Below are 23,284 nucleotides of genomic sequence, written 5' to 3'. Positions count from 1 at the left end.
CAGACTATGGCTTGAAAATAAAGTCTTAGACTACCACTGTTTTTATTTAAGCTAACGTGTCCCGTTAACTTAAACTACCTTTGAAATCTAGCGCCGAGTATACCCATCTACCATAATGATTAAGAAAGCAAAGAGAGAGTTGACTGACTTCTTTTCGTCTGAATATACCTCGATTACTTTAAAGTGCTTATGTCACTTTATAGTGCGTACTTCCTATGTATGGTTAGTTGATGCAAAATAATGTTGTACAAAGAATAGTACAGAAGGAGCTGAAACACTATGAATAATGAATCTACAACAACACGCAAAGTCGCCTTGGTCGTAGGTGCGAATGGTGTTATCGGTCGCAACCTCATTGATCACCTCATCTCTCTTCCTGATTGGGACGTGATCGGCGTATCGCGTCGCGGTGGAGAATCTAGCAACCATGTTCGATATGTGGCTGCGGATCTACTCAATATAGACGATCTTCACGAGAAGTTAAGCGATTTAACTGGGGTAACACACATTTTTTATGCTGCTTACCAAGACCGTCAAACTTGGGCTGAACTTGTTCCACCGAACCTCGCCATGTTAGTGAACATCGTAGAAGTGATCGAACCAATCGCGTCGGGCTTGAAACATGTCAGTCTGATGCAGGGATACAAGGTATACGGCGCACATCTCGGCCCGTTCAAAACTCCTGCTCGTGAGACGGACGCTAACCACATGCCTCCTGAGTTCAATATTGATCAGCAAGATTTCTTAGAACAACGGCAAAAAGGTAAGGCTTGGACTTGGTCTGCACTCCGTCCTTCTGTAGTCTGCGGCTTCTCGCTTGGAAATCCGATGAACCTCGCAATGGTCATAGCGATTTACGCTTCAATTTCTAAGGAACTGGGAATACCTTTGCGGTTTCCAGGTAAGTCGGGAGCTTATAACAGCCTCTTGGAGATGACAGACGCTGGGCTTCTCGCAAAGGCAACAGTATGGGCGGCGACCGACGAACGCTGTGCGAATCAGGCATTCAACATTACGAACGGCGATCTGTTCCGTTGGAATGAGTTATGGCCGAAGATCGCTCAATACTTTGGTATGGAAACAGCGCCTCCGTTGCAGATGTCTCTGGACGTTGTCATGGAGGACAAGGAGCAGCTTTGGAACAAAATGGTTGAGAAGCATGGGCTTGCTCGGAATTCCTATAAAGACGTATCCTCTTGGCTATTCGGCGATTTCGTGTTTGCATGGGATTACGATTTTTTTGCCGACGGAACTAAGGCTCGTCGTTTAGGCTTTCACGAATTCGTCGATACCGAAGCAATGTTTATGAACATCTTCAACGACTTCCGCAAGCGTAAAGTCATCCCGTAAACTACCGTTTAAATAAGAAAGCCGACCTTGTACTGGGTCGGTTTCTAACTGTTATTTACGTCTGTAAGCATTGGATTAGCCAGAACAGTAGCCTTTCCCTCGTACTTTCTCTCTATATGCGAATCCCCCCAACGGCACATCAGATGTAGGAGTTCCTTTAAACTCCAGCCGTAGTCTGTCAACTCATACTCAACTCTAGGTGGTACCTGATTATAGGAAATACGTAAGATGACGCCCTCTTCTTCAAGCTCCCGAAGGTGCTGCGTTAACATCTTTTGAGTAATTGCGGGAATCAAGCTCTTAAATTCATTATTACGTTTCTTACCGAATGTCAAATGAAAGAGAATAACAGGTTTCCATTTCCCACCAATTACCTCTAAAGTTGCCTCAACTGCAGTGTTGTAAATTTTTTCAGTCTTTTTCACACAACTTGCCCCTTTTCGAATATTTCGACACAAGTCATTGGTAACTCCTGATGAATTGGAGCCATTAAATGTCCCTATTAAACATTATAACTACAACCAAAATATTACGCTATCCTGCCCGCTAGCTTAATGACGTATTCGTTATTCTAAGACTTCATTTCCTTAGAACAGATGCCACGTACTGGGGATGGTTTCAGAATACACGTAAAGCGCCTTACAAAAAGGTGTACAATAAACGACTTTCGACGTATTCAGACTTAGCAGCAAATAGTTTAATTAAAAACAATCCCCGCCGACCAGTTAAGGTTAGCGGGGATTGTTAAGGTGTTTTTGAGTTGTATTTACGATTATCTTTTTTTGTGGTTTTCATGGTCGCGACGTCTTAAGCCTGCCAATCCAATTAATCCCAACAGACCAAGCCATCCCCAATTATCATTATCGTCATCATCATCATCATCTTGTTAAACATGGCGTGGATGCCAAGAAAGTAAAAAAGCTCCCTTTCGAGGAAGTTGCATGGGATTGGCTGAAAACCTACTCTAAAGGGGAGGTCAAAGAAAGCACCGTCAGAGTCAGAAGCAAAGAAATTAAAATTTTGGTGAGATACATTCCCAAAATAAATATTGACAAGGTAACGCATAAGCAATATCAAAACATACTCAATGATCTCGATGATAAAAAATATGCCCGAACCACAATTGAAGGGGTACATGTCACTGCGAATATGATTATGAAATATGCAATAAAAAATAAAATGCGATTGGACAATCCTTGCACGGGTGCAGTCATACCAGCCAAAATGCTGACTGTAGAAGAAATTGAAAATACGACCATTGAAGACGAATTTTTAGAAAAGCCTGAAATAATGGAATTCCTTCAGGCAGTATACCTGCATGGCCTACCAATGGATTTAGAGCGTTTTTATCTTCTCGCCTTTTCAGGCATGCGTTCAGGGGAACTATGTGCCTTAAAATGGACGGATATTAATTTTGAAACGAATGAAATTCGAGTGACCAAGACTCTCTATAATGAGCAAAACAATATGAAGCTATATAAACTCACCCCTCCTAAAACTAAAGGGTCTATCCGCACTTTCGACTTGGACGAAACCATTATGGACTTGCTTGCCGATTATAGAAATACGCAGCAAAAAATAGTTCAGGAAAACAGAAAAATGTACCGTGATTATCATGACAAGGATTTCGTATTCTGTCGTGACAATGGATATCCATTCATCCAAAAAAGAAGCCACTCCCCATATCTTTAGACACACCCACATAAGCATGCTCTCAGAGGCTGGAGTAGACCCAGAAACAACTCTAAAGATCTACACACACGTCACAGAAAAGATGAAAAAGGATGCTAATGAGAAAATAAGAATTCACTTTGCAGATATATTGAACTTCAATTTTACGAAAGATCATCTCCCTTTGTAAGAAATGTGATTTTTTCGTGATTTAACGAAGAAAGGCTCCCTTTCGGGAGCCTTTTAAATAGCGGTATTACAGGGTTTTGATACCCTTTATTACATCATTCCGCCCATACCACCCATGCCGCCCATGTCAGGCATTGCAGCCTTTTCTGGTTCTGGCTTGTCAGCGATAACCGCTTCGGTAGTCAGGAACATTGCTGCTACGGAAGCAGCGTTTTGCAATGCATAGCGAGTTACTTTTGCAGGGTCAACGATACCAGCATCGATCATGTTTACCCAGTCGCCAGTAGCTGCGTTAAAGCCTACGCCAACTTCTTCGCGTTTCAGACGCTCAACGATTACAGAGCCTTCTTCACCTGCATTAGCAGCGATGGTGCGGATTGGAGCTTCCAGAGCGCGCAACACGATGTTCACGCCTGTTTGCTCGTCGCCTTGCAGTTCAACAGCTGCAACTGCTTTGTATACGTTCAGGAGCGCTACACCACCACCGGATACGATACCTTCTTCAACCGCAGCACGGGTTGCGTTCAGGGCATCTTCGATGCGCAGTTTGCGTTCTTTCAATTCTGTTTCAGTTGCCGCACCGACTTTGATGACTGCTACGCCGCCGGACAATTTAGCCAGACGCTCTTGCAGTTTCTCTTTGTCGAACTCGGAAGTGGTTTCTTCCAGTTGCGTACGGATTTGGCTAACACGAGCGTCGATGTCGGCTTTGTTTCCAGCACCGTCAACCACAATCGTATTTTCTTTAGTGATACGCACTTGACGTGCTGTACCCAGTTGGTCTACGGAAGCTGTTTTCAGGTCCAGACCCAGTTCTTCTGTAATCACTTGACCGCCTGTCAGGGCAGCGATATCTTGCAGCATTGCTTTACGACGGTCACCAAATCCTGGAGCTTTAACAGCTACAGCGTTGAATGTACCACGCAGTTTGTTAACAACGAGCATAGCCAGTGCTTCGCCTTCGATGTCTTCAGCGATCAGAACGAGTGGCTTGCCTTGTTGTACGATTTTTTCAAGCAATGGCAGGATTTCTTGAGTGTTTGTGATTTTTTTGTCTGTGATCAGGATATACGGATTGTCCAGTACAGCTTCCATTTTGTCCGTATCTGTAATCATGTACGGGGAAATGTAGCCACGGTCAAATTGCATACCTTCAACCACTTCCAGCTCTGTTGCAAAACCGCGGGATTCTTCAACAGTGATTACACCGTCTTTGCCCACTTTTTCCATAGCTTCAGCGATCAGTTCGCCTACTTCGTCATCAGCAGCGGAAATACCAGCTACTTGAGCAATGGATTGTTTGCTTTCGATTGGTTTGGAGATGGCTTGCAGTTCAGCAACAGCTGCTTTAACCGCTTTGTCGATCCCTTTACGGATACCGATTGGGCTTGCGCCCGCAGTTACGTTTTTCAGGCCTTCTGTGATGAGGGCTTGAGCCAAAACAGTAGCAGTAGTCGTACCATCACCAGCTACATCGTTCGTTTTGGTTGCTACTTCTTTAACCAGTTGAGCGCCCATGTTTTCAAACGCATCTTCCAGCTCGATTTCTTTTGCAATCGTTACACCGTCATTGGTGATGAGCGGGCTACCGAATTTTTTCTCCAGTACAACGTTACGGCCTTTCGGTCCGAGTGTTACTTTAACAGCATTAGCCAATGCGTCAACCCCGCGCAGCATAGAGCGACGAGCGTCTTCACTAAATTTAATATCTTTAGCCATTTGTGATAAACCTCCCTATGGATTATGAATGATTTGTTTCAATTCCTATATTCAGGTCTTGTCCGGGTTCCGGTTAACCGATGATCGCGTGGATATCGCTTTCTTTCATAATCAAATATTCTTTACCTTCATATTTGATTTCCGTTCCAGCGTATTTAGAGAAAATGACACGGTCGCCTTCTTTTACTTCCAGAGGAATACGGGCACCGTCTTTCAATGCGCCTGCGCCAACCGCGATAATTTTGCCTTCTTGCGGCTTTTCCTTGGCAGAGTCAGGAAGTACGATCCCGAAGGAAGTCGTTGTCTCTTGCTCAATTGCTTCCACCAATACGCGTTCACCCAAAGGTTTGATCATGAAAAAATAGCCTCCTTATTAAGTGTTTTATCCTGTAATTTGGTTGTTATGTTGTATGTATTAGCACTCGACAGTCGTCAGTGCTAACAACCAACTTTATGATACTCAACTTGAGATTGAATTTCAAGTCCCTAATGTATTTTTTATGGGAATTTTTATGGACAGCCCTTCCCGATTATATCCATCTATCTGAAAAATAACCGTTAACTCAAGGCTAATGGTTATTTTTAAGACAGCTAAGCTGCTGCTGTTCATACTCTGTAAATAGTTATGATATACAAATGCTATTCATCATCTGCAAGTTGCCATGTAGCGCGGACCCGAATAAATTGTTTACTGAGCCATTCAGGTCCTGCCTTATTATTCCGAAGCTACACGCAACTGCGCCTCACGTTCCTCCTGCGCACGCAGCTGCCTGCGGTACACAACCGAAGATAAATACACGCTCACTTCATATAGCACCAGCAACGGAATCGCCACCAAAAAATCGGAAATAAAGTCCGGCGGAGTAATGACAACCGCGACGAATACAAGCAGAAAATAAGAAATCTTCCGCCATTTGCGAAGCCTCATTGGTGTTAAAACATGAATCCCCGTCAGAAACATGATAAGCAGTGGGAGCTCAAACAACAGCGCTACAGGCAGTACAATATTAAACATAAAGGTGAAATATTGTGCGATCCCGTACGTTTCCTGTAATCCCATACTTTTAGTGACAGACGATGTAAACTGAATCGCCATTGGGAAAATAATGAAATAAGCAAAAGCTACCCCAATGATGAACAAAAGCAGCACATAAGGCACATACCGCAAAGTCGCACTCCGTTCTTGCGGTCTTAAGCCCGGGCTGACAAACTTCCACAGTTGGTAGCAGGCAAACGGTAGCGCCACCGCAATCCCGATGATCATGGCGATCTTCATGTAGATACCAATCCCGTCCCAAAAGGAAAACGCGTTTAACTGAAAAGCTTGCGCCGAACCGGAGCGAATAAGCCAGTCATAGACAGAACCCGCCGCGAACAGACCACCAGCCAGTGCCAATACAAATACAATTAGCACATAAATAATTCTGCGGCGAAGCTCTCCCAGATGTTCCATTAACGGCATTTCATGCTCTGATGGGGTCAAGTCCATTCCTCCTTTCTGAACGGAACGCAGCAGCGCCTCCTAAAAAATAAAGCCCTTCACTGAAGAAGAGGCTCTTGTTTATTGTACAAGCATCAAGAATTATAACTAAATCTATGACAAGCGTTTATCCTCAGGCTGAGGTTGAACTTCTGAAGACGTCGTTTGTGATGCTTTGACCACACTATCTTTGCTGTCTTTACGCTCAGTCCGTTCATCTTCTGATAAAATATCGCGTGCCCCGTTTTTAAACTCACGGAATGTACGCCCTACAGCTCGACCCAGCTCAGGCAGCTTGTTCGGACCAAATAACAGCAGCGCCAGAATAATCAACAAAATATAACCCGGTGCTCCAATATTGGGCATGTGTAGTAATCCTCCTTATGTTGACGGACAAAATAAGAATCTTTGCCCGTATACGGCCTTATAAATTCTTATAGGTATCATACCACACACGATGTGCTGCCTTCTACCGGAACTGGCCTGTCACCATAAGCAACGCTTCTGGAAGTTGGTCCATTATCGCCGCCAAATTTTCATGCACACCTTTGGGCGTTCCTGGCAAATTGACGATCAGTGTACGTCCGCGTATTCCCACGATTCCACGGAATAGCATAGCCGCTGGATTTTTCTGCATCACGATCATTCTCATGGCTTCCGCCATGCCTGGCACTTCCCGTTCCACTACCCGCCTAGTCGCCTCGGGTGTCACATCACGGATCGCCAGCTCAGTTCCGCCCGTAGTTAGTACCAGGTCTGCATGAAAATAATCGGTCATTTCGATTAAAGCTGCAATAATTTCATCCGGTTCATCGGGAACGATCCGGTATTCCACAATCTCTCCGCCCAGTTCTTCTTCGATGAGTTCCCGGATGACCTGTGCGCTTGTATCCTCACGCTCTCCCCTTGCCCCTTTATCACTGGCTGTTAGGATCGCCGTTTTCCACACCATAAGATCACCCTTCTCCTATCATGAAAGAATACTTTCTCTTCTGAAAATCAGAAACAGCCACGCTGCATCCTCCATCACATCACAGTACCCTCTCGGCGACAATGTTGTCTATGTCAAGGTTCCCGGTGGTCCTCCCTTTGAAAATCCCCATGCTTGCCACCTGTTTTGGATTGCAGCATGGTAGGGCCGATGATCATATCTTTTTGCAGCGCCTTGCACATATCATACACGGTTAACGCTGCGGCTGAAGCCGCTGTCAAAGCTTCCATTTCTACACCTGTCTTACCTTCGGTCTTCACTTCAACTTCAATATGAAGCACATCATGTTCATTATCGGAAAAAGTAATGTTCACGCCTGTCAGGGCCAGTGGATGACACATCGGTATCCAGTCTGACGTTTTTTTCGCACCTTGAATCCCTGCGACCTGGGCCACAGCAAGAACATCACCCTTGCCGATTCTTCCTTCTTTTACAGCCGTCAATGTAGCCGGATTCATCGTAATCTGAGTCACGGCAACTGCTGTACGAATCGTAGACGTTTTACCCGAAATATCTACCATCCGAGCCCGTCCCTGTTCGTTAAAATGAGTAAAGGAATCCACGACTCCCTCACAGCTCCTTTCACATACCCAACTTTACTTCATTCATCATTTGTCAATTTTGCATAATCACAATCTAAGCGTCCATCCAGAGTAAACAGCACGTCCACTCGCAAATCCCTTGGCTCCATGGGCACCTGTGTCAGCAATTGTCCCGGCAGCAGCAGCGAGACATAAAGCGGACCTACGTGGCTGTTGTTACGCTTCTCTGCCTCTACCTGTACGGTAAAGCGGTCATAATAGCCTCCGCCGTAACCAATCCTGCCCCCACGACGATCAAAGGCCAAGCCAGGCACAACAACCCAGTCAATTCCCGCCCACATTTCAGGCGACCATTCCTTGCATGTCAAAGCAGGCTCAGGGATGTTCCAGATACCGGGTACAATATCTCCGTACTGATCCATCTCCCTCAGCTCCATAGTCCGGGTTACCGGATCCACTCTTGGGGCCAGGACACGATCTCCCTGTGACCAGCAATGCTCAATGAGGGGAGCCGTCGAAATCTCGCTGCCAAAAGAGAGATAACTAAATAATGTTAGCTTATCTCCGTTTCTGTCTATTCTAAGTTGCTCCCATGCCTCGATTGCATGCCGACAGGCCACAGCCGATGCCTTCTGCCTTGTCAGCGGGTCCATGGAGTCACGCGCTTCCCGTTGCTGCAAACGCAGCGCGTTCTTCACATCACAGACATCCATCACATCCGCCCTCCCGCACAATCGTCGATAATCTTTAAAACGTTGCTATTGTCCCATTTGTCAGTAAGTGTTGTACGTTGCAAGTTTTTTTCATTCTTTTTCACTTCTCGTTTAAGTTTATCATTGTTTATACAAATTGACTACACGCGGCTCAAGGGTTTACAGGGTGAAAGCAGTGCAATAGTGGGTAATTTCATGTAAACTGGAAGGAAGGTACCTGCGAAGAAAGCAGGTAGAACTGTGCAAAATGTAATGGAGGAACGATACGCTATGCTATTGCAAGTAACCGGAATTACTAAATCCTATGGAATTGAGCCCGTTCTGGACGGGATTAACCTTCAAATATTGGAACGTGAACGTATTGGACTCGTAGGTGTGAACGGTGCAGGCAAATCGACCCTGCTCAAAATCATTGCTGGTGAAATATCCTATGACAGTGGACAAATTTTCAAGGCGAAGGAGACCAGCATCGGTTATCTGGCGCAAAACAGCGGCTTGAATTCTGATCGTTCTATCTGGGGGGAAATGATGCTGGTGTTCACTCCCCTGATTGAAGCGGAACGGGAACTGCGGCAAATGGAACAGGACATCGCTGACCTGGCCAATGCTCAAAACGAAAAACGCTACGCAGATCTGCTGGAACGCTATGCACGTCGTTCAGACTGGTTCAAGGATCACGGTGGTTATGAAATGGAGACCCGTATTCGCAGCGTGCTGCACGGCATGGGCTTTGGTTCATTTGCACCTGAGACGCCTGTAGCTACTCTGAGCGGAGGACAGAAAACCCGGCTTGCGCTAGCACGCATCCTACTGCTCGCCCCAGATGTCCTTATGCTCGATGAGCCTACCAACTATCTGGATATTCAAACACTGACCTGGTTGGAGGACTATTTGCGCGGCTACTCCGGTTCTCTGCTGGTTGTATCACATGACCGTTATTTTCTGGACCGACTGGTAACGACGATTATTGAAATCGAACGCCATCGTTCTACTCGATATACAGGCAACTACAGCCGCTACATGGAGCTGAAGGCTGCCGAGTACGAAACGAATCTGAAGCATTACGAAAAGCAGCAAGGAGAAATTGCCCGTTTAGAAGCATTCGTACAACGTAATATCGTGCGGGCTTCCACGACCAAACGCGCTCAAAGTCGGCGCAAGCAGCTAGATAAAATGGAGCGTATGGATCGGCCCATGGGAGACTTGAAAAAGGCTCATTTTTCCTTTGAAACAGCCCATATGTCAGGTAAGGAAGTACTGGAGGTACGTGACCTCTCTGTGGGATATGAAGGTAAAAAGCCTTTATTCCAGCACGCATCGTTCGACTTAAAACGTGGAGATACCGTGGCACTGATTGGTCCGAACGGGATCGGAAAATCGACGTTGCTCAAATGTCTGACCGGATCACTTAAACCTGCTGCTGGCTCCATCCACTGGGGCACGAAAATCAAAATCGGCCTGTATGACCAGGAGCAGACGAACCTGAACCCCGCCAATACCGTACTGGAGGAGTTGTGGAGCGAGTACCCTCATATGGAAGAAGCACGTATTCGTACAGTGCTGGGTAATTTCCTGTTTAGCGGTGACGATGTACTTAAAAAGGTAGCTGCATTAAGCGGAGGGGAAAAAGCCCGTGTATCTCTGGCCAAGCTCATGCTGCGCGAAGCCAACGTGTTAATTCTAGATGAGCCTACCAACCATCTGGATCTGTTTAGCAAGGAAGTGCTGGAAGCGGCTTTGATGGACTATGACGGTACGCTGTTGTTCATTTCCCATGACCGTTATTTCCTGAACAAAATGGCGGAACGTGTCATCGAGCTTCATCCTGGGGGGATAGAACATTTCCTGGGGAATTATGATGACTATGTAGCCAAAAAGCAGGAGTTAGAGGAAATTGCGCAGGAAGCTCTGGAGGCAAATCAGGCCACACGCGGCAAAACATCGGCTACCTCTGCATCCGTGACAGACGAGACCACATCCAAATCACGCGCCGCCACCTATGCGGCAGACAAGCAAGCCAAAAGCGAGGAACGTAGCCGTCAACGCAAGCTGGAGGCATTGGAAAATCAGATCAAAACGCTGGAAGAACAAATTTTAGGGCTGGAGGAACAAATGACCCTGCCTGAGATTTATCAGGATTACACAGCACTTCAGAATATTCAGGCACAACTCGACACCCATAAACAGGAATTGACTGAAACCTATACCTCTTGGGAAGAGCTGTTAGAAGAATAAAAACTACTGCATAAAATCTTTGCCTTAAAAATTTCACATTTTCCTCTTCTATATTTTTGTACACAAGATTATCCACAGCTTATGTGTATGAATGAGATTGAAAAATGGCCTTTTGGGCCATTTTTTTATTGATAAAAAGCCATTTTCAAATGAAAACCAAATTTATCCACCCTTTTATCCACATTATCCACAGATTTCACAAAAACAAATAGTGTTACATATCCCCCAACTTGCTATCTCCAAAAAGTCTTAGCCTGCTTGCTTCGGACTCGGTTATCCACATTCGAAGCGGTATATGTGGATAACTTTGTTCACAACTTGACAAATCACATCATTATTCGGGCAATATCAAAATTCCAGATTTTTTTGATGGATCATGAAAAATCGTGAACAATTGTGACGAATAATGCGAGTGAATGAGAGGCTGCCATTCATTTGCTCAAACTCCTGTATTTTATCCTCTTGAATTTATATTTTTATGATAGTTATGGAGCGGAACAAAAAAGACACGACTCAACTGTGCCGTGTCTTGCTCATTCTTCTTCAATTAAGTTTGGACAGACCATTCTTCCAGAGACAGCCCTGGATCAGCCTTCATATCCAATGAGGTAAATTCCCCGCGCTTCCATTTGGCGTAGGCCGCAGCACCGATCATCGCTGCATTATCTGTGCAATATTTCATCGATGGTACAAGCAGCTCAATTCCTTCGCGCTCACAGCGCTCACGCAATGCTGTACGCAGTCCGCGATTAGCAGCCACACCGCCACAAAGCAGGAGCTGCTTCGCACCGTATTCACGCATGGCACGAATCGCCTTTTCCACCAGCACCTCGACGACCGACTCTTGAAAGCCTCTTGCGATCGCTCCGACATGAACAGTTTCTCCGCGCATTTTCGTCTGGTTAATTACATTCAGCACTGCAGATTTCAAACCGCTAAAGCTAAAATCATAAGAATCCGGCTCCAACCATGCACGCGGCAAAGTAACCACTTCCTCCGATTCATGAGCCACACGATCCACATGCGGACCGCCGGGATACGGAAATCCAATGGCTCTCGCTACTTTGTCGTAGGCTTCTCCAACCGCATCATCCCTTGTACGACCAATGAGTTGAAAATGACCTTCGGACTCCATCAGCACCAGCTCTGTATGTCCTCCTGACACAACGAGAGCAATGCACGGATATACGATATCATGCTCCAGCTGATTGGCATAAATATGTCCCGCGATATGATGCGTCCCGATTAACGGCTTGCCGAACGCCAAAGCAGCGCTCTTAGCGGCAACAATACCAACCAGCAATGCACCAACCAGTCCTGGTCCTTGTGTCACGGCAACCGCTGAAATCTCGCGTGGGGTAATTCCCGATGTTTGCATGGCCTCGTCCAGCATGTAGGTGATGCTCTCCACATGCTTGCGTGAAGCCACCTCTGGCACAACACCACCAAAGGCTTTGTGTGTTTCAATCTGACTGGAAATCAGATTCGAGAGCACCTCTGTGCCATTTTTCACGACAGAAACAGCCGTTTCATCACAACTCGTTTCCACTGCCAGTATATAGCAAGGCTCGCCGGAGGCGGAGCCTGTACCTGCTTTTTCCTCTTGCATCATTGCTTCTGCACGCTTCCTTCCTGTTCACCGGATGCCCCATGCGCGGGAAGATCCGCCCACATGATCACAGCATCCTCGTTATTATCCGAATAATAGCCTTTGCGCACACCTGCGGGCTTAAAGCCTTTTTTCTCATACAAGCCTTGAGCGATCTGGTTCGTTACCCGCACCTCCAGCGTCATACGTTCCATCCCTAAATAAGAGGCGGTCTGCATCAGCTCATCCAACAGCTTGTCTCCAAGCTTACGTCCGCGATAAGCCTCACGAATCGCAATATTCGTAATATGGGCCTCATCCATAATCGTCCACATGCCTGCGTAACCAATGGCTTGTCCGTCTAGTTCCATAATCATATATTTAGCGAAATGATTCATCGTCAGCTCATTGCGGAATGCTTCCTCTGTCCACGGTAGCGTGAACGCTTCATGCTCAATCTCCAGCACATCGGGAATATCATTCAGTTGCATCAAGCGAAACTCAAGTTTCTCTTCCCGCTGTATGTTCTTTGCCATGTTGTTCACCGCTCTCTTCAGCGCTGGCGAAGCAGATTGGCTTCCGCCTCCGCCAGCTGGGTATAATTAGGAACCAGCGTATGTAGCTCGTCGTGTTCTTGACGAAGCAGCTTATCCGCCCCAAGGCGGCCAACCCATCTTCCTTCCAGCTCATAAGGTACGATACGAAGCTCGCTCCAAGCACGCAGGCGCTCGGCTGTTTCGGCGTGAACCGCCGTTTCACCGACTAGCCAAATGACTGGAGGACGCTCTTCAGAGGGCAAAGCCTCCAGCCGTTGCAGCAGGTCATCGGTCCAAGCAGTCATCAACCGGATTGCATCTGGCTCCAGCCGTTGCGGACTCTCGACGTCGTCAACTGTACTCACGTCGAACAGCCCCGTGTAAACCTGACCACGGCGCGCATCCAGCACGGGCACAATCCAGTCTGCTGCCTGCGCTCCGGACGAACCGTTATTCACAGACTCATTTTTATCTTCTTGTCCCTTCATCTCGATGCCGCGATTCCAACCACCCCACGCCAAAGCATGCAAAGTGGATATGGACGTCACCGGGATACCCCAGGCCCAAGCGAGTGTTTTGGCTGCGGTCACCGCAATCCGGATACCGGTATAAGACCCCGGTCCAACACCAACTGCAATACCGTCTACATCATCTCGTGTCAGCCCTTCTTCATTCAGCAGTCGTTCCAGCTCGGTAATCACATGCACGGAATGATTACGTTCGCCATAGACGTTGCTTTCTCCCAGCAATTCTCTTCCGTTCATCAGAGCGGCCGCCATCACGGTCGTCGCTGTATCTAACGTCAAAAACCGCTCACGCGGCTTTACATTCACATCTGTATGCTCTCTTTGCATGGTTCAAACTCCATTCTCCCGCAAACTGCGGCACCATTGTTCATAAGGCTCGCCGTACCCGGTCAGGTGAATCAAGCGCTCCCCGACATCCGTTGTTTCTATATACATGTGAAGCCGCTGCTCCGGCAATATATCCGGTATAATACTACCCCATTCCACCAGACATACTCCTGTCCCGTAAAAATATTCGTCCAGCCCGAGATCCTCCGCCTCGTCCTGGGAAATCCGGTACACATCCATATGATACAAAGGCAATCGGCCCTCGTACTCCTTAATAAGGGTAAAGGTTGGACTATTTACGATGCCCGGCACACCTAAATGGCCGGCAAAAGCCTTGGAAAAAGCAGTTTTGCCCGCTCCCAGATCTCCATCCAGCACAATTACCGTTCCGGGAACCGCTTTGGCTGCCAAAAAACCTGCCAATGACCCGGTCTGTGCCTCTGAGACAGAACGGAACGTAAACTGCTCCTGCGAAATTGTCATATATTTTAATCACCTTTCGTCCGAATCGGACCGTTCCAACTTGTTCTTTATTATATAGTTCACCTTATGTCGCCGCAAGGCATGAAGACATGCTATTGTAAGTTAGATGATACACACAGGGAGGGATTGAAACGATGGGGCAAACCGTTTTACTCATGATTGATGTTCAGCAGGCTATGTTCATGTATGATGAGAAGCTGTATCGTGAACAGGAAGTTGTAGCACATTTGCAGCAGCTTTTGGACAAAGCCAGAGCTACAGGTACACCGGTGATTTTTGTACAGCATACCGATGAAGCGGATGAGGATTTTCGGGAAAACAGTGTAGGCTGGGCCATCGCCGACGTGGTGCGTCCTCTTCCTCATGAACGAATTGTCCGTAAATCATCTTGGGACAGCTTCTACCAAACTGAATTGGGCCATGTGCTAAAGGAACTGGGGGCCGATCAACTCGTAATCGCGGGGATGCAGACCGAGTTTTGCCTCGACACGACCTGCCGAAGCGCCTATAGTCTGGGATACCAGAACAACGTGCTCGTATTGGATGCGCATAGTACATTTGATAGCAAGGTGCTGAGCAGTGAGCAAATTGTAGCGCATCACAATGCGGTGCTAGGCAATCGTTTTGTGCGTTTACTCGCGACGGAAGATGTACATTTTTCGTGAGCTGTTGAAGTTTTATGTTCTAAGCCGATTGCTTTCAAGCAAGTCGGCTTCTTTTTTAGTTCATGCGAAAAAAACGCCCTTTCGAGTGACACCTTTAACAAGAAGCAAGCTGGCACAATATAACGAAGATTATGAATATTGAAAGGCAAATCCGTCTTCAGAACATTCTGGAGGCTTTTTTTTATTTCCCAGCGATGAGTTAGATGATATTTGCGAGGAAAACTTTTTCACGTATGGATTGTAACTTTCATTTTTAACAGAAAATTCAATTTATGATCATGATTTTCAGAAAAATTAAGAAATTAACAGAAAACGTTAGAATGGCCTAATTATTGTGGCCTATATGGCTCTATAAACATCTGTACATAGATATGTGTATATTTTTGAACATTGAGCAAAATCTGCATTAGAACTATGATGAAACTGGTTTTAATTTCCAACGAGAGAAGGCGATCGAACCCTCACACTCACTGTCTTAGGCACCATGATATGCCCGCAAGCAAATGTATCTTGCAGTCGCTACATCTCGTAGGTTAAGAACGGAAATTACGAATTGAAGTGCAATCATGGATGTATTGTGTCTTGAACACAACGAAAGGAATGTGAGTTTTTAATGAAAAAAGTAGCTTTAGTAAGCCCGTTGAGAACAGCGGTCGGCTCTTTTAACAAAACCCTTGCGCCTCTAAGCGCTCCTGAACTGGGAGCAACTGTGATGACAGCATGCCTTCAGCAAAGTAAATTAGAGCCTTCTTTGATTGATCAAATTTATTTGGGAAATGTTCTTCAGGCGGGCAATGGCCAAAATCCTGCCAGACAGGCGGCACTAAAAGCCGGTATCCCTATTGATGTACCCGAAACAACGATAAACACGGTTTGCGGTTCAGGACTCCATGCCGTTGCTTTAGCCTACAATTCAATATTGGCGGAACAAGGCAACATCGTCTTGGCCGGAGGCATGGAGAGCATGTCGAATGCCCCTTACCTGCTAAGGAATGCAAGAAACGGCTACAAACTGGGCAACGGTGAGTTGGTAGACTCCCTGGTGGCCGACGGTCTTACGTGCCCGATCAACCATTACCATATGGGAATTACCGCAGAAAATGTTGCAGAGAAATATGGAATTTCAAGACTTGAGCAGGATGAATTTTCCTATCAAAGCCAGATAAAGGCCGTAGAAGCTAAAAACAAGAAGCTTTTTGAAGAGCAGATTGTTCCAGTCATGATCAAAAACAAAAAAGAAACTATTTCTTTCACGGAGGACGAACACATAAGAGGAAATACAACGAAAGAAAAACTTGCTCAATTAAAACCTGCGTTTAAGGAGAACGGAACAGTTACCGCCGGAAATGCTTCAGGAATCAATGATGGCGCGGCGGCTATGCTTGTAGTGTCGGAAGACAAATGTAAGGAACATGCGTTAAAGCCGTTGGCATATATCAAGGGTTATTCACTTGTTGGCGTTGACCCTGCATATATGGGAATGGGACCGGTGAAGGCCATTTCGTCACTTCTGAAGCAACAGGGAATGTCTATTGATGACATCGATCTTTTTGAAATTAATGAAGCGTTCGCCGCACAAGCACTAGCGGTATTGAAAGAGCTTGGAATCAATCCTGAGAAGGTGAATGTCAATGGCGGCGCGATCGCGATCGGGCATCCTGTCGGTGCAAGCGGTGCTAGGGTATTGGTTACGCTGGTTCATGAAATGGTGCGAAGATCTTCACGTTACGGCATCGCCTCGTTATGCATCGGAACGGGAATGGGAATAGCGATGCTAGTTGAAAATGCACTCATTTAAAGCGCGAGTTCAGGATGACTTTTAGAACTACCTCTTAAAAGGAAGGGAGATCGCTATGAATCAAAAAGAAGTACTTTCACTCCAATCCATGCCTGCGGCCAGCGGCAGTTATGGGCGCCCGCCATGTCGCTTCATCAATCGGGAATTTTTCATCATTACCTATGAATCCGATCCCGCTGCGATTAGACAGGCGGTCCCGGAGCCTCTTCAGCCGGATGGAAGCAATACCGTTTCCTATGAATGGATCAAGATGCCCGATTCATCCGGGTTAGGAAGCTATGAGGAAAGCGGTATTGTCATTCCGTGTACTTTTCATGGAGAACCCTGTAATTTTGTTGCCCAAATGTATTTGGATAACGCGCCTGCTATTCTGGGAGGACGTGAAATCTGGGGATTTCCGAAAAAATGGGCGAAGCCTCGCTTGATCGTTGAGGAGACGGAAACGCTGACGGGTACATTGCATTACAACAACGTCCTGGTGGCCACGGGAACCATGCCTTTCAAATATAACATTCTTGATGAAAAGGAAACGGCTAAAGCCATCGCAAAAACGCAAGTTAATTTGAAATTAATTCCTGATGTTGACGGTACCCCTAAAATTGCTCAGTTGGTAGCGTATAATCTCGAAAACATTACGGTAAAAGGCGCCTGGTCAGGGCCTGCGAGGTTAAGCCTGATTCCCCATGTCAACGCTCCTGTGGCAGATTTGCCGGTAAAAGCTTATATTGGCGGAAAACATTTTATTGCCGATTTAACGCTTCCATATGGAAGAGTCCTCTATGATTATCTCCAATAAAGTTGCTTTCCTAAAAATATATATATAAGGAGAAGGAACCATGAATAACAAAGTAATCTCCGCTGAAGAAGCAGTTAAGCAGATCAAAGACGGAGACACCGTGATGGTCGGAGGTTTTCTGGCAGGAGGCTTTCCGGAGGAACTTGTACGTGCGCTTGTCGACACCAATCCCGCCAGCAATCTTACGATTATATCCAATGATACAGGCACACCGGAATTATCTATTTATAAGCTTGTAAAAAGCGGCAGAGTAAAGCGGATTTTTGCATCCTATATTGGCTCTAATCCGGAAACGGGAAGGCTCCTGATGACGAAAGAAGCGGAGGTTCAACTCTTCCCGCAAGGTACGCTCGCTGAAAAAATACGTGCAGGAGGAGCAGGCTTGGGCGGTGTTTTAACGCCTGTAGGTGTAGGCACCATTGTAGAGGAAGGAAAAAAGAAAATCCAAATTGACGGGAGAGAATATTTGCTCGAACTGCCGCTCAAAGCAGATGTGGCGCTAATCAGAGCTCATAAGGCTGATGAAGCGGGAAATCTTGTCATCAACGGCTCTTCACGTAACTTCAATTTGGTAATGGCTACAGCGGCAGAGTATGTAGTTGCTCAGACAGACGAATACGTAAAGACGGGAGAAATTGACCCCAATCATGTCAACGTTCCCGGAATATTTGTCGACGCAATTGTAAAGGTGGGTGAAAACGCATGAATAACAGAGAATTCATTGCTCGAAGAATAGCCCAGGAATTTAAAAATGGCGAAGTTGTCAACCTTGGTGTTGGAATGCCTACAATGGTGGTAGACTATATCCCCGAAAACATTCATATTATGCTGCAGGCTGAGAACGGAATCCTCGGTGTAGGCCCAAAAGCGACTCAGGGGAAAGAAAGACTCGATTGTATCGATTCAGGCGGAAACTATGTTACAACTATGGAAGGAGCTTGCTTTTTCGACAGTTCGCTTTCATTTTCTATCATCCGTGGAGGGCATGTGGATATCACCGTGTTGGGCGCCCTGGAGGTCGATGAGAAAGGCAACCTTGCAAGCTGGATGATCCCAGGGAAAAAGGTTCCGGGCATGGGGGGAGCCATGGATTTGGTGGTCGGAGCCAAGAGAGTGATTGTAGCCATGGAGCATGTGAACAAAAATGGAGCGCCGAAAATACTGGAACAATGTAAACTGCCCCTCACCGCTGTAAATGTTGTAAAGACCATCGTAACCGAAAAGGCTGTCATCGATGTTATTCCAGGTAGTGGACTGATGCTGAAGGAAATTGCGCCGGGTTTATCGGTGGAAGACGTTCAATTGGCAACTGAGGCTAAACTGATGATTTCACCACATTTAAAGGCCATTGCAGTATAAAGTCATGTAAAGGAACCAACTCCACCTTCAAATTAACTTGTCTGGCGTTTAACTTGTTCCCTCGACTGCATTTATTATTACAAATAAGGTTCGCTAATTGCTCATTGAGCAATTGCGAGCCTTTTAGGGTTGGAACGGGACCATTCAAGCAGCATTCTACGATGAAAGCCTACAGCTGTCCAAGATCTTTCTAAAGCTATACCCCATACTATGGGGAAAATCTGGTTTGGTGCCCCTCTTCTATTGTTCTTCCAGACGATCCACACGGACGGTTTGGGTATTGCCGGGTCTGCTACCTATCTGTACCGTTGCCATACCGTTTGCTTGGTCTACATGCTCAATCCAGATCGGTTTACCATCCAATTGTACGGCAATATTTTCGGATGAATCATAAATAGCTTTTGCTCGTTCCACGTTCATGTTATTCTTCCCCTCCTGTTTGTTGTTGTGTGCATTCATTCAGAAATATAGTTCACCTAGTCTTCATCTATAATCCGTTCAACGTCTAATGAAGGGATGCTATGAGAAGGCGAAGTTGAAACTACAGCCTCCAAATCCACATGAGCCACAGCTACGGGAAAAGGCGGACGGATTCCATGTGAAAGAGCAAACTCGGGCGGCAATGCATCCTGTTCGCCTCCAGCTGGGCCCCGAAAGGCGATTTGGCTTTGACCCACACGATGCCTGATTTGCTGAGGATAGGATTTTCCGGACATAAATTGTGTACCCCCTTTTGAATCGGATATGCCTTACTATGCACCAAACTTGCTGTAACCATGCGCACGCGGAAGCAATTCGCAGTCTTCATTCACAACTCATACAAATCCTTTGTACGAAACATAAAAATGATTTGCTCACAGCCAAGGCGTTGGAATCGAAGGATGCAGATGCGGATAGCTCGTCACTATGGGATGCTCGGTAATCTTTTAGTGCGTTTGCTTGCGACGACGGATGTACATTTTTCGTGAATTTAAACATAAAACAGCCCCAGCTTCTCACGAAGACCGGGGCTATCTATGATTCCATCCCATAAATGAGGTGCGTATTATTTTTATGCTTTAGCTGCCCAAATTTCAATTTCAATTTTTATTTCAGGCAATCCTAGAGCAGTAAGGTAGCCGAAATCGACCTCGTCATTTTTAAATTTTTCTACCGTTTCTTCTAACCATTTTTAGGCAGACTCCACCAATAAAAATGATTTTAGAAAAAAACAGCAGTAGAGTATCCATATCCAAAAGATATAAAGTTTAATGATCTTTTCTTCATGACATGAACACTCCTTTCTTTAAAATGTCAAAATCGTTGTTTATCCCTTATCTTAATATAACTAATGTAACTTAACAACTTCATATCATTGTGTTATGCGATGTAGTCATACCTCAGAATGCAGATTAGTTGGCTCGCTCTTTTCTTTACACCTCATACATTCCTTTCTCCGAAGCATACTAAGTGAAAAATCTAAGTGAAAAATGGATATGCTCACAGCCGAGCGTTGGAATCGAAGGATACAAAATGCGGATTAAAGAAAAGGAGGAGCGGCGTAATGCATACAGTCTGGAAAGGTGCGATCAGCTTTGGGCTGGTTCATGTGCCCGTTAAAATGTTTTCTGCGACTGAGGATAAGGACATTTCCATGCGTTATATTCACAAGGAGTGTGGAAGCCCACTTAGCTATGTACGAAAGTGTCCCGTTTGTGACAAGGAGGTCGAATGGGAGGAAATTGGAAAAGGATACGAATATGAAAAAGGAAAATTTGTCATGTTCGACAAGGAGGAACTGGAGCAAGTTAGCGGACAAGCGGATAAAAATATTGTTATTTTAGATTTTGTGGATTTGCAGGAAATTGATCCGATTTACTTTCAGAAAACGTATTATCTGTCCCCGGATCAAGCTGGCTCCAATGCGTATAAGCTGCTCATGAATGCGATGAAGGATACCGGGAAAATCGGGATTGCCCAAATCTCCATCCGCTCTAAAAGCAGCCTGGCGGCTATTCGGGTGTTGGATGAATGTTTGGCGGTGGAGACGATGTTTTACCCCGATGAAATTCGCCCCATTGCTCAAGTGCCTAACTTACCGGGGCAGGAGGAGGTTAAAGAGAAGGAGCTGACCATGGCAAAAATGCTAATCGAGCAGCTATCTACACCTTTTGATGCAGCAAAGTATACGGATCAGTACCGCGAGCGTCTTCTGGATCTCATTCAACATAAAGTGGCTGGTGAAGAGGTGCGAATCGCCCCAACACAGCCTCAGACCAATGTAGTAGATTTAATGGCCGCCCTTCAGGCCAGCATCGAGGCAGTGCAACCTGTCGTTACCGATCCCGGCCCTGCTGCGAAAAAACGCCCTGCGCGTAAACCAGCGGCCCCAACAGCACAGCAGGCTGTTGCAGGCGAGAACATCTCTCCGACTCCAGTCAAAAAGAAAAGAAGCACTGCCAAACGTAAAGAAACTTAAGCTGAGTTACAGAAAAGTCTGGTTAAGGGGTGGCGGTGACACTGCTTTGATACGATAGTAGCTGACTGAACGCCCCCCGCTCCTCTTGTTCCAGTTGGTGGTAGTTCCCCTGCTGTATGACCTCGCCTTGATCCAGTACGACAATTTGATCCGCATGTCTGATGGTTGACAGGCGGTGAGCAATGACGATCAACGTCATTTGACCTTTCATCCGTTCCAGTGCTGCCTGAATTGCGGCTTCATGCTCACCATCCAGCGCACTTGTCGCTTCATCTAGTATAAGTACCGAAGGATGATGCAAGACAGCCCGTGCTAATACTAGCCGTTGACGTTCTCCTCCAGACAGACGAATCCCGCGATCTCCAATTACTGTGTCCAGCCCTTCGGGCAATCTGGATACAAAGTTGTCTGCGGCGGCAAAATGTAACGCCTCCCATAGCTGCTGCTCACTAGCATCCTTATCTGCCAGCATCAAATTTTCGCGGACAGTCGCGTGAAATAAAAATGGGTCTTGTGACACGTAGCCAAACGACTGCCGCCACTGGAGCAACAATTCGTCGTCCAGAACAAGCCCGTCTATTGTAATCTGCCCCCCAGTTGGACGTAAAAAACCCATCAGGACATCGACCATTGTACTTTTACCTGCTCCCGATTTCCCTACAATGGCTGTCATTCCCCGAGCGGGTATGAACAAGTTAATATGACGCAGCGCAGACTCTGCTGCACCATCGTAGCGATAATCCAGATGGCTGCATTCGATCCCATGACGAAGGGACAGGGGTTGCCGTACAGATGCAGATACAATCAATGACGGATCTGTGAAAGCTTCGCACTCCTGTTGCACCTTGGTGACACTCTCAAAAGCGGAGATCATAGACATGATGTATTCCAGACTCGCTTGAATAAGAGCAAATCGGGGCCATAAGCGTGAAAATATAAGAATCAGCACAATCAGTTTTTCAGGAGTAACATGCAGCCACTGCAGCGATGTAAATATGACACAAGCGACAAAAACAGCTGCCGCTGTACGATGAAAAAACTGTGTGGTCGCATTTTGCCGGACAAATTGGGTCGTATTATCCTCCATGCGTTGTGTCAGGGAGCGAAACCAATGGATATTCGCCGCTTCCAACAGATTGCTTTTAATATCTTTCATGCCGTTCATGTGATCCGTAATCCCAGCAAAATAAACCTGCGACAGCTCAGTGGTACGATCACCTAATTGTTTGGCATTTCGAATGGAGCGGCGGAACACGACAAACAGCCCCAATCCACTCAGAAATACCAGCCCGGTTAAAGAGGGGGATAACCAAAAAGCCAACGCAATCTGGATCATCGTAAACATGACAGCAGTAGTCAGTTGAAGAAGCAAATTCGTTCCCTGACTGACACGCGCCAGCTCGGTCGTCATCACATGGCTAAAATCAGATTTACGCTGACGCAAATAAAATGCCCACTGCGCCTTCATAAAGGAAGTGTACACGTCTATTCGCAAAGAGCGCATAAAACGCTGCTGAATCCGCGAATTCAGGATGGATTGGTAACGCTGAAGCAAAGCCTGCCCTGTAAGCAGCACTATAAAAACCATCAACATCCCCGGCAACAGCCAGCTTTTAGGAATGAACGGCAAAAAATGTTCCAATCCACCAGACAGAAATGGCATCCCTGAATGACCAACAAATACGCCGATAGCCGCCAGCATAGGAACAAGCATATAAATGCCAAAACCCTCCAGCAGGCTGACAATGATCATACATCCAATATTGAGAAATAACGCACCGCCGTTCACGCTATACAGCTTTGTCATATATAATCGCAGGTGAACCATAATGCACACTCCTTATCCAGGATTTTGAA

24 protein-coding genes and 1 pseudogene are annotated in these 23,284 nt (G+C 46.2%); 9 read left to right on the top strand and 16 right to left on the bottom strand.

The annotated features are described in order from the left end of the window. Positions 1–279: 279 nt before the first annotated feature. On the top strand, positions 280–1,350 hold the full coding sequence (locus NSQ58_RS20210; protein ID WP_025685980.1) for an SDR family oxidoreductase: 1,071 nt from the start codon (positions 280–282) through the stop codon (positions 1,348–1,350). Positions 1,351–1,394: 44 nt separating this feature from the next. Here NSQ58_RS20210 and NSQ58_RS20205 read toward each other — a convergent pair whose 3' ends face one another. Continuing rightward, the gene (locus NSQ58_RS20205; RefSeq protein ID WP_025685981.1) at positions 1,395–1,775 is read right to left on the bottom strand and encodes a winged helix-turn-helix transcriptional regulator; all 381 of its coding nucleotides are present in this window, start codon (positions 1,773–1,775) and stop codon (positions 1,395–1,397) included. A 347-nt stretch (positions 1,776–2,122) separates the two neighbouring features. Continuing rightward, positions 2,123–2,230 (bottom strand): annotated as a pseudogene (locus tag NSQ58_RS20200) (WGxxGxxG family protein); the annotation flags it as partial. Positions 2,231–2,247: 17 nt separating this feature from the next. Between NSQ58_RS20200 and NSQ58_RS20195 the strand changes: the two are divergent. Further along, positions 2,248–3,042 (top strand): site-specific integrase, encoded by a 795-nt coding sequence (locus NSQ58_RS20195; RefSeq protein WP_053324876.1) that lies wholly within the window; start codon positions 2,248–2,250, stop codon positions 3,040–3,042. A 258-nt stretch (positions 3,043–3,300) separates the two neighbouring features. On the opposite strand, the gene groL is transcribed toward NSQ58_RS20195, so the two are convergent. From groL to NSQ58_RS20160, 7 genes are all read right to left on the bottom strand, one after another. Further along, positions 3,301–4,929: a chaperonin GroEL gene (groL, locus tag NSQ58_RS20190; protein ID WP_013309215.1), complete on the bottom strand. Its 1,629-nt coding sequence runs from the start codon at positions 4,927–4,929 to the stop codon at positions 3,301–3,303. Positions 4,930–5,002: 73 nt separating this feature from the next. Beyond that, on the bottom strand, positions 5,003–5,284 hold the full coding sequence (gene groES, locus NSQ58_RS20185) for a co-chaperone GroES (protein WP_007429271.1): 282 nt from the start codon (positions 5,282–5,284) through the stop codon (positions 5,003–5,005). A gap of 360 nt (positions 5,285–5,644) precedes the next feature. Then, a complete protein-coding gene (tatC, locus tag NSQ58_RS20180) occupies positions 5,645–6,412 on the bottom strand; it encodes a twin-arginine translocase subunit TatC (protein WP_209941297.1) in 768 nt (255 codons plus the stop codon). A 111-nt stretch (positions 6,413–6,523) separates the two neighbouring features. Next, a complete protein-coding gene (locus tag NSQ58_RS20175) occupies positions 6,524–6,775 on the bottom strand; it encodes a twin-arginine translocase TatA/TatE family subunit (RefSeq protein WP_013309213.1) in 252 nt (83 codons plus the stop codon). 103 nt (positions 6,776–6,878) lie between these two features. Then, on the bottom strand, positions 6,879–7,361 hold the full coding sequence (locus NSQ58_RS20170) for a MogA/MoaB family molybdenum cofactor biosynthesis protein (protein WP_013309212.1): 483 nt from the start codon (positions 7,359–7,361) through the stop codon (positions 6,879–6,881). Between the two features lie 113 nt (positions 7,362–7,474). After that, positions 7,475–7,963 (bottom strand): cyclic pyranopterin monophosphate synthase MoaC, encoded by a 489-nt coding sequence (gene moaC / locus NSQ58_RS20165; RefSeq protein ID WP_254347723.1) that lies wholly within the window; start codon positions 7,961–7,963, stop codon positions 7,475–7,477. Positions 7,964–8,001: 38 nt separating this feature from the next. Then, complete coding sequence (locus tag NSQ58_RS20160; protein ID WP_341058553.1) at positions 8,002–8,655, bottom strand: 5-formyltetrahydrofolate cyclo-ligase; 654 nt, start codon at positions 8,653–8,655, stop codon at positions 8,002–8,004. A gap of 270 nt (positions 8,656–8,925) precedes the next feature. Here NSQ58_RS20160 and NSQ58_RS20155 point away from each other — a divergent pair, with 270 nt between their 5' ends. After that, a complete protein-coding gene (locus tag NSQ58_RS20155; protein WP_039270134.1) occupies positions 8,926–10,890 on the top strand; it encodes an ABC-F family ATP-binding cassette domain-containing protein in 1,965 nt (654 codons plus the stop codon). Positions 10,891–11,437: 547 nt separating this feature from the next. Here NSQ58_RS20155 and tsaD read toward each other — a convergent pair. Genes tsaD through tsaE form a run of 4 tightly spaced genes read right to left on the bottom strand, consistent with a single transcriptional unit; the run spans position 11,438 to position 14,351 of the window. After that, positions 11,438–12,502, bottom strand: a complete 1,065-nt coding sequence (gene tsaD, locus NSQ58_RS20150; protein WP_075153902.1) for a tRNA (adenosine(37)-N6)-threonylcarbamoyltransferase complex transferase subunit TsaD — start codon at positions 12,500–12,502, stop codon at positions 11,438–11,440. Further along, complete coding sequence (rimI, locus tag NSQ58_RS20145) at positions 12,499–13,014, bottom strand: ribosomal protein S18-alanine N-acetyltransferase (RefSeq protein WP_023987470.1); 516 nt, start codon at positions 13,012–13,014, stop codon at positions 12,499–12,501. Before rimI ends, tsaD begins: the two co-directional genes overlap by 4 nt. A 17-nt stretch (positions 13,015–13,031) precedes the next feature. Beyond that, positions 13,032–13,868: a tRNA (adenosine(37)-N6)-threonylcarbamoyltransferase complex dimerization subunit type 1 TsaB gene (gene tsaB / locus NSQ58_RS20140; protein ID WP_160789053.1), complete on the bottom strand. Its 837-nt coding sequence runs from the start codon at positions 13,866–13,868 to the stop codon at positions 13,032–13,034. Positions 13,869–13,871: 3 nt separating this feature from the next. Continuing rightward, on the bottom strand, positions 13,872–14,351 hold the full coding sequence (gene tsaE, locus NSQ58_RS20135) for a tRNA (adenosine(37)-N6)-threonylcarbamoyltransferase complex ATPase subunit type 1 TsaE (protein WP_023987468.1): 480 nt from the start codon (positions 14,349–14,351) through the stop codon (positions 13,872–13,874). A gap of 134 nt (positions 14,352–14,485) precedes the next feature. Here tsaE and NSQ58_RS20130 point away from each other — a divergent pair, with 134 nt between their 5' ends. The 5 genes from NSQ58_RS20130 to NSQ58_RS20110 all read left to right on the top strand — a co-directional run bounded on the left by NSQ58_RS20130 (position 14,486) and on the right by NSQ58_RS20110 (position 18,969). After that, on the top strand, positions 14,486–15,016 hold the full coding sequence (locus NSQ58_RS20130; RefSeq protein WP_341058102.1) for a cysteine hydrolase family protein: 531 nt from the start codon (positions 14,486–14,488) through the stop codon (positions 15,014–15,016). A gap of 613 nt (positions 15,017–15,629) precedes the next feature. Further along, positions 15,630–16,814: an acetyl-CoA C-acetyltransferase gene (locus NSQ58_RS20125; protein WP_068938649.1), complete on the top strand. Its 1,185-nt coding sequence runs from the start codon at positions 15,630–15,632 to the stop codon at positions 16,812–16,814. 55 nt (positions 16,815–16,869) lie between these two features. Then, positions 16,870–17,610, top strand: coding sequence for an acetoacetate decarboxylase (locus NSQ58_RS20120; RefSeq protein WP_068938650.1), 741 nt, complete (start codon positions 16,870–16,872; stop codon positions 17,608–17,610). Positions 17,611–17,650: 40 nt separating this feature from the next. After that, entirely contained in the window at positions 17,651–18,316 is a 666-nt protein-coding gene (locus NSQ58_RS20115) for a CoA transferase subunit A (RefSeq protein WP_023987464.1), read from the top strand. After that, the gene (locus tag NSQ58_RS20110) at positions 18,313–18,969 is read left to right on the top strand and encodes a 3-oxoacid CoA-transferase subunit B (protein ID WP_023987463.1); all 657 of its coding nucleotides are present in this window, start codon (positions 18,313–18,315) and stop codon (positions 18,967–18,969) included. The genes NSQ58_RS20115 and NSQ58_RS20110 overlap by 4 nt, the downstream gene beginning before the upstream one ends. A gap of 240 nt (positions 18,970–19,209) precedes the next feature. Here the strand turns inward: NSQ58_RS20110 and NSQ58_RS20105 are convergent, their stop codons facing one another. Both NSQ58_RS20105 and NSQ58_RS20100 read right to left on the bottom strand, forming a co-directional pair. Then, on the bottom strand, positions 19,210–19,389 hold the full coding sequence (locus tag NSQ58_RS20105; protein WP_023987462.1) for an H-type small acid-soluble spore protein: 180 nt from the start codon (positions 19,387–19,389) through the stop codon (positions 19,210–19,212). A 56-nt stretch (positions 19,390–19,445) separates the two neighbouring features. Further along, a complete protein-coding gene (locus NSQ58_RS20100; RefSeq protein WP_023987461.1) occupies positions 19,446–19,685 on the bottom strand; it encodes a hypothetical protein in 240 nt (79 codons plus the stop codon). Positions 19,686–20,512: 827 nt separating this feature from the next. Here NSQ58_RS20100 and ku point away from each other — a divergent pair. Further along, on the top strand, positions 20,513–21,427 hold the full coding sequence (ku, locus tag NSQ58_RS20095; protein ID WP_013309197.1) for a non-homologous end joining protein Ku: 915 nt from the start codon (positions 20,513–20,515) through the stop codon (positions 21,425–21,427). A gap of 22 nt (positions 21,428–21,449) precedes the next feature. Here ku and NSQ58_RS20090 read toward each other — a convergent pair whose 3' ends face one another. Further along, positions 21,450–23,255 carry an ABC transporter ATP-binding protein gene (locus NSQ58_RS20090; protein ID WP_069081005.1) on the bottom strand — a complete coding sequence of 602 codons (1,806 nt, stop codon included), beginning with the start codon at positions 23,253–23,255 and terminating at the stop codon, positions 21,450–21,452. Positions 23,256–23,284: the final 29 nt, after the last annotated feature.

The organism is Paenibacillus sp. FSL M7-0134 (genome assembly GCF_038007865.1).
GTDB lineage: Bacteria > Bacillota > Bacilli > Paenibacillales > Paenibacillaceae > Paenibacillus > Paenibacillus polymyxa_B.
Note: the sequence above shows the minus strand (reverse complement) of the source record. Positions and strands in the feature narration are given on the sequence as shown.

What these genes read in the sequence shown, in the direction of transcription:
- NSQ58_RS20210 (WP_025685980.1), top strand. Translation starts at nt 280, where the DNA reads ATGAATAATGAATCTACAACAACACGCAAAGTCGCCTTGGTCGTAGGT.
- groL (WP_013309215.1), bottom strand. Translation starts at nt 4,929, where the DNA reads ATGGCTAAAGATATTAAATTTAGTGAAGACGCTCGTCGCTCTATGCTG.
- groES (WP_007429271.1), bottom strand. Translation starts at nt 5,284, where the DNA reads ATGATCAAACCTTTGGGTGAACGCGTATTGGTGGAAGCAATTGAGCAA.
- NSQ58_RS20175 (WP_013309213.1), bottom strand. Translation starts at nt 6,775, where the DNA reads ATGCCCAATATTGGAGCACCGGGTTATATTTTGTTGATTATTCTGGCG.
- NSQ58_RS20170 (WP_013309212.1), bottom strand. Translation starts at nt 7,361, where the DNA reads ATGGTGTGGAAAACGGCGATCCTAACAGCCAGTGATAAAGGGGCAAGG.
- NSQ58_RS20160 (WP_341058553.1), bottom strand. Translation starts at nt 8,655, where the DNA reads ATGGATGTCTGTGATGTGAAGAACGCGCTGCGTTTGCAGCAACGGGAA.
- NSQ58_RS20155 (WP_039270134.1), top strand. Translation starts at nt 8,926, where the DNA reads ATGCTATTGCAAGTAACCGGAATTACTAAATCCTATGGAATTGAGCCC.
- tsaD (WP_075153902.1), bottom strand. Translation starts at nt 12,502, where the DNA reads ATGATGCAAGAGGAAAAAGCAGGTACAGGCTCCGCCTCCGGCGAGCCT.
- rimI (WP_023987470.1), bottom strand. Translation starts at nt 13,014, where the DNA reads ATGGCAAAGAACATACAGCGGGAAGAGAAACTTGAGTTTCGCTTGATG.
- tsaB (WP_160789053.1), bottom strand. Translation starts at nt 13,868, where the DNA reads ATGCAAAGAGAGCATACAGATGTGAATGTAAAGCCGCGTGAGCGGTTT.
- tsaE (WP_023987468.1), bottom strand. Translation starts at nt 14,351, where the DNA reads ATGACAATTTCGCAGGAGCAGTTTACGTTCCGTTCTGTCTCAGAGGCA.
- NSQ58_RS20130 (WP_341058102.1), top strand. Translation starts at nt 14,486, where the DNA reads ATGGGGCAAACCGTTTTACTCATGATTGATGTTCAGCAGGCTATGTTC.
- NSQ58_RS20125 (WP_068938649.1), top strand. Translation starts at nt 15,630, where the DNA reads ATGAAAAAAGTAGCTTTAGTAAGCCCGTTGAGAACAGCGGTCGGCTCT.
- NSQ58_RS20120 (WP_068938650.1), top strand. Translation starts at nt 16,870, where the DNA reads ATGAATCAAAAAGAAGTACTTTCACTCCAATCCATGCCTGCGGCCAGC.
- NSQ58_RS20115 (WP_023987464.1), top strand. Translation starts at nt 17,651, where the DNA reads ATGAATAACAAAGTAATCTCCGCTGAAGAAGCAGTTAAGCAGATCAAA.
- NSQ58_RS20110 (WP_023987463.1), top strand. Translation starts at nt 18,313, where the DNA reads ATGAATAACAGAGAATTCATTGCTCGAAGAATAGCCCAGGAATTTAAA.
- NSQ58_RS20105 (WP_023987462.1), bottom strand. Translation starts at nt 19,389, where the DNA reads ATGAACGTGGAACGAGCAAAAGCTATTTATGATTCATCCGAAAATATT.
- NSQ58_RS20100 (WP_023987461.1), bottom strand. Translation starts at nt 19,685, where the DNA reads ATGTCCGGAAAATCCTATCCTCAGCAAATCAGGCATCGTGTGGGTCAA.
- ku (WP_013309197.1), top strand. Translation starts at nt 20,513, where the DNA reads ATGCATACAGTCTGGAAAGGTGCGATCAGCTTTGGGCTGGTTCATGTG.
- NSQ58_RS20090 (WP_069081005.1), bottom strand. Translation starts at nt 23,255, where the DNA reads ATGGTTCACCTGCGATTATATATGACAAAGCTGTATAGCGTGAACGGC.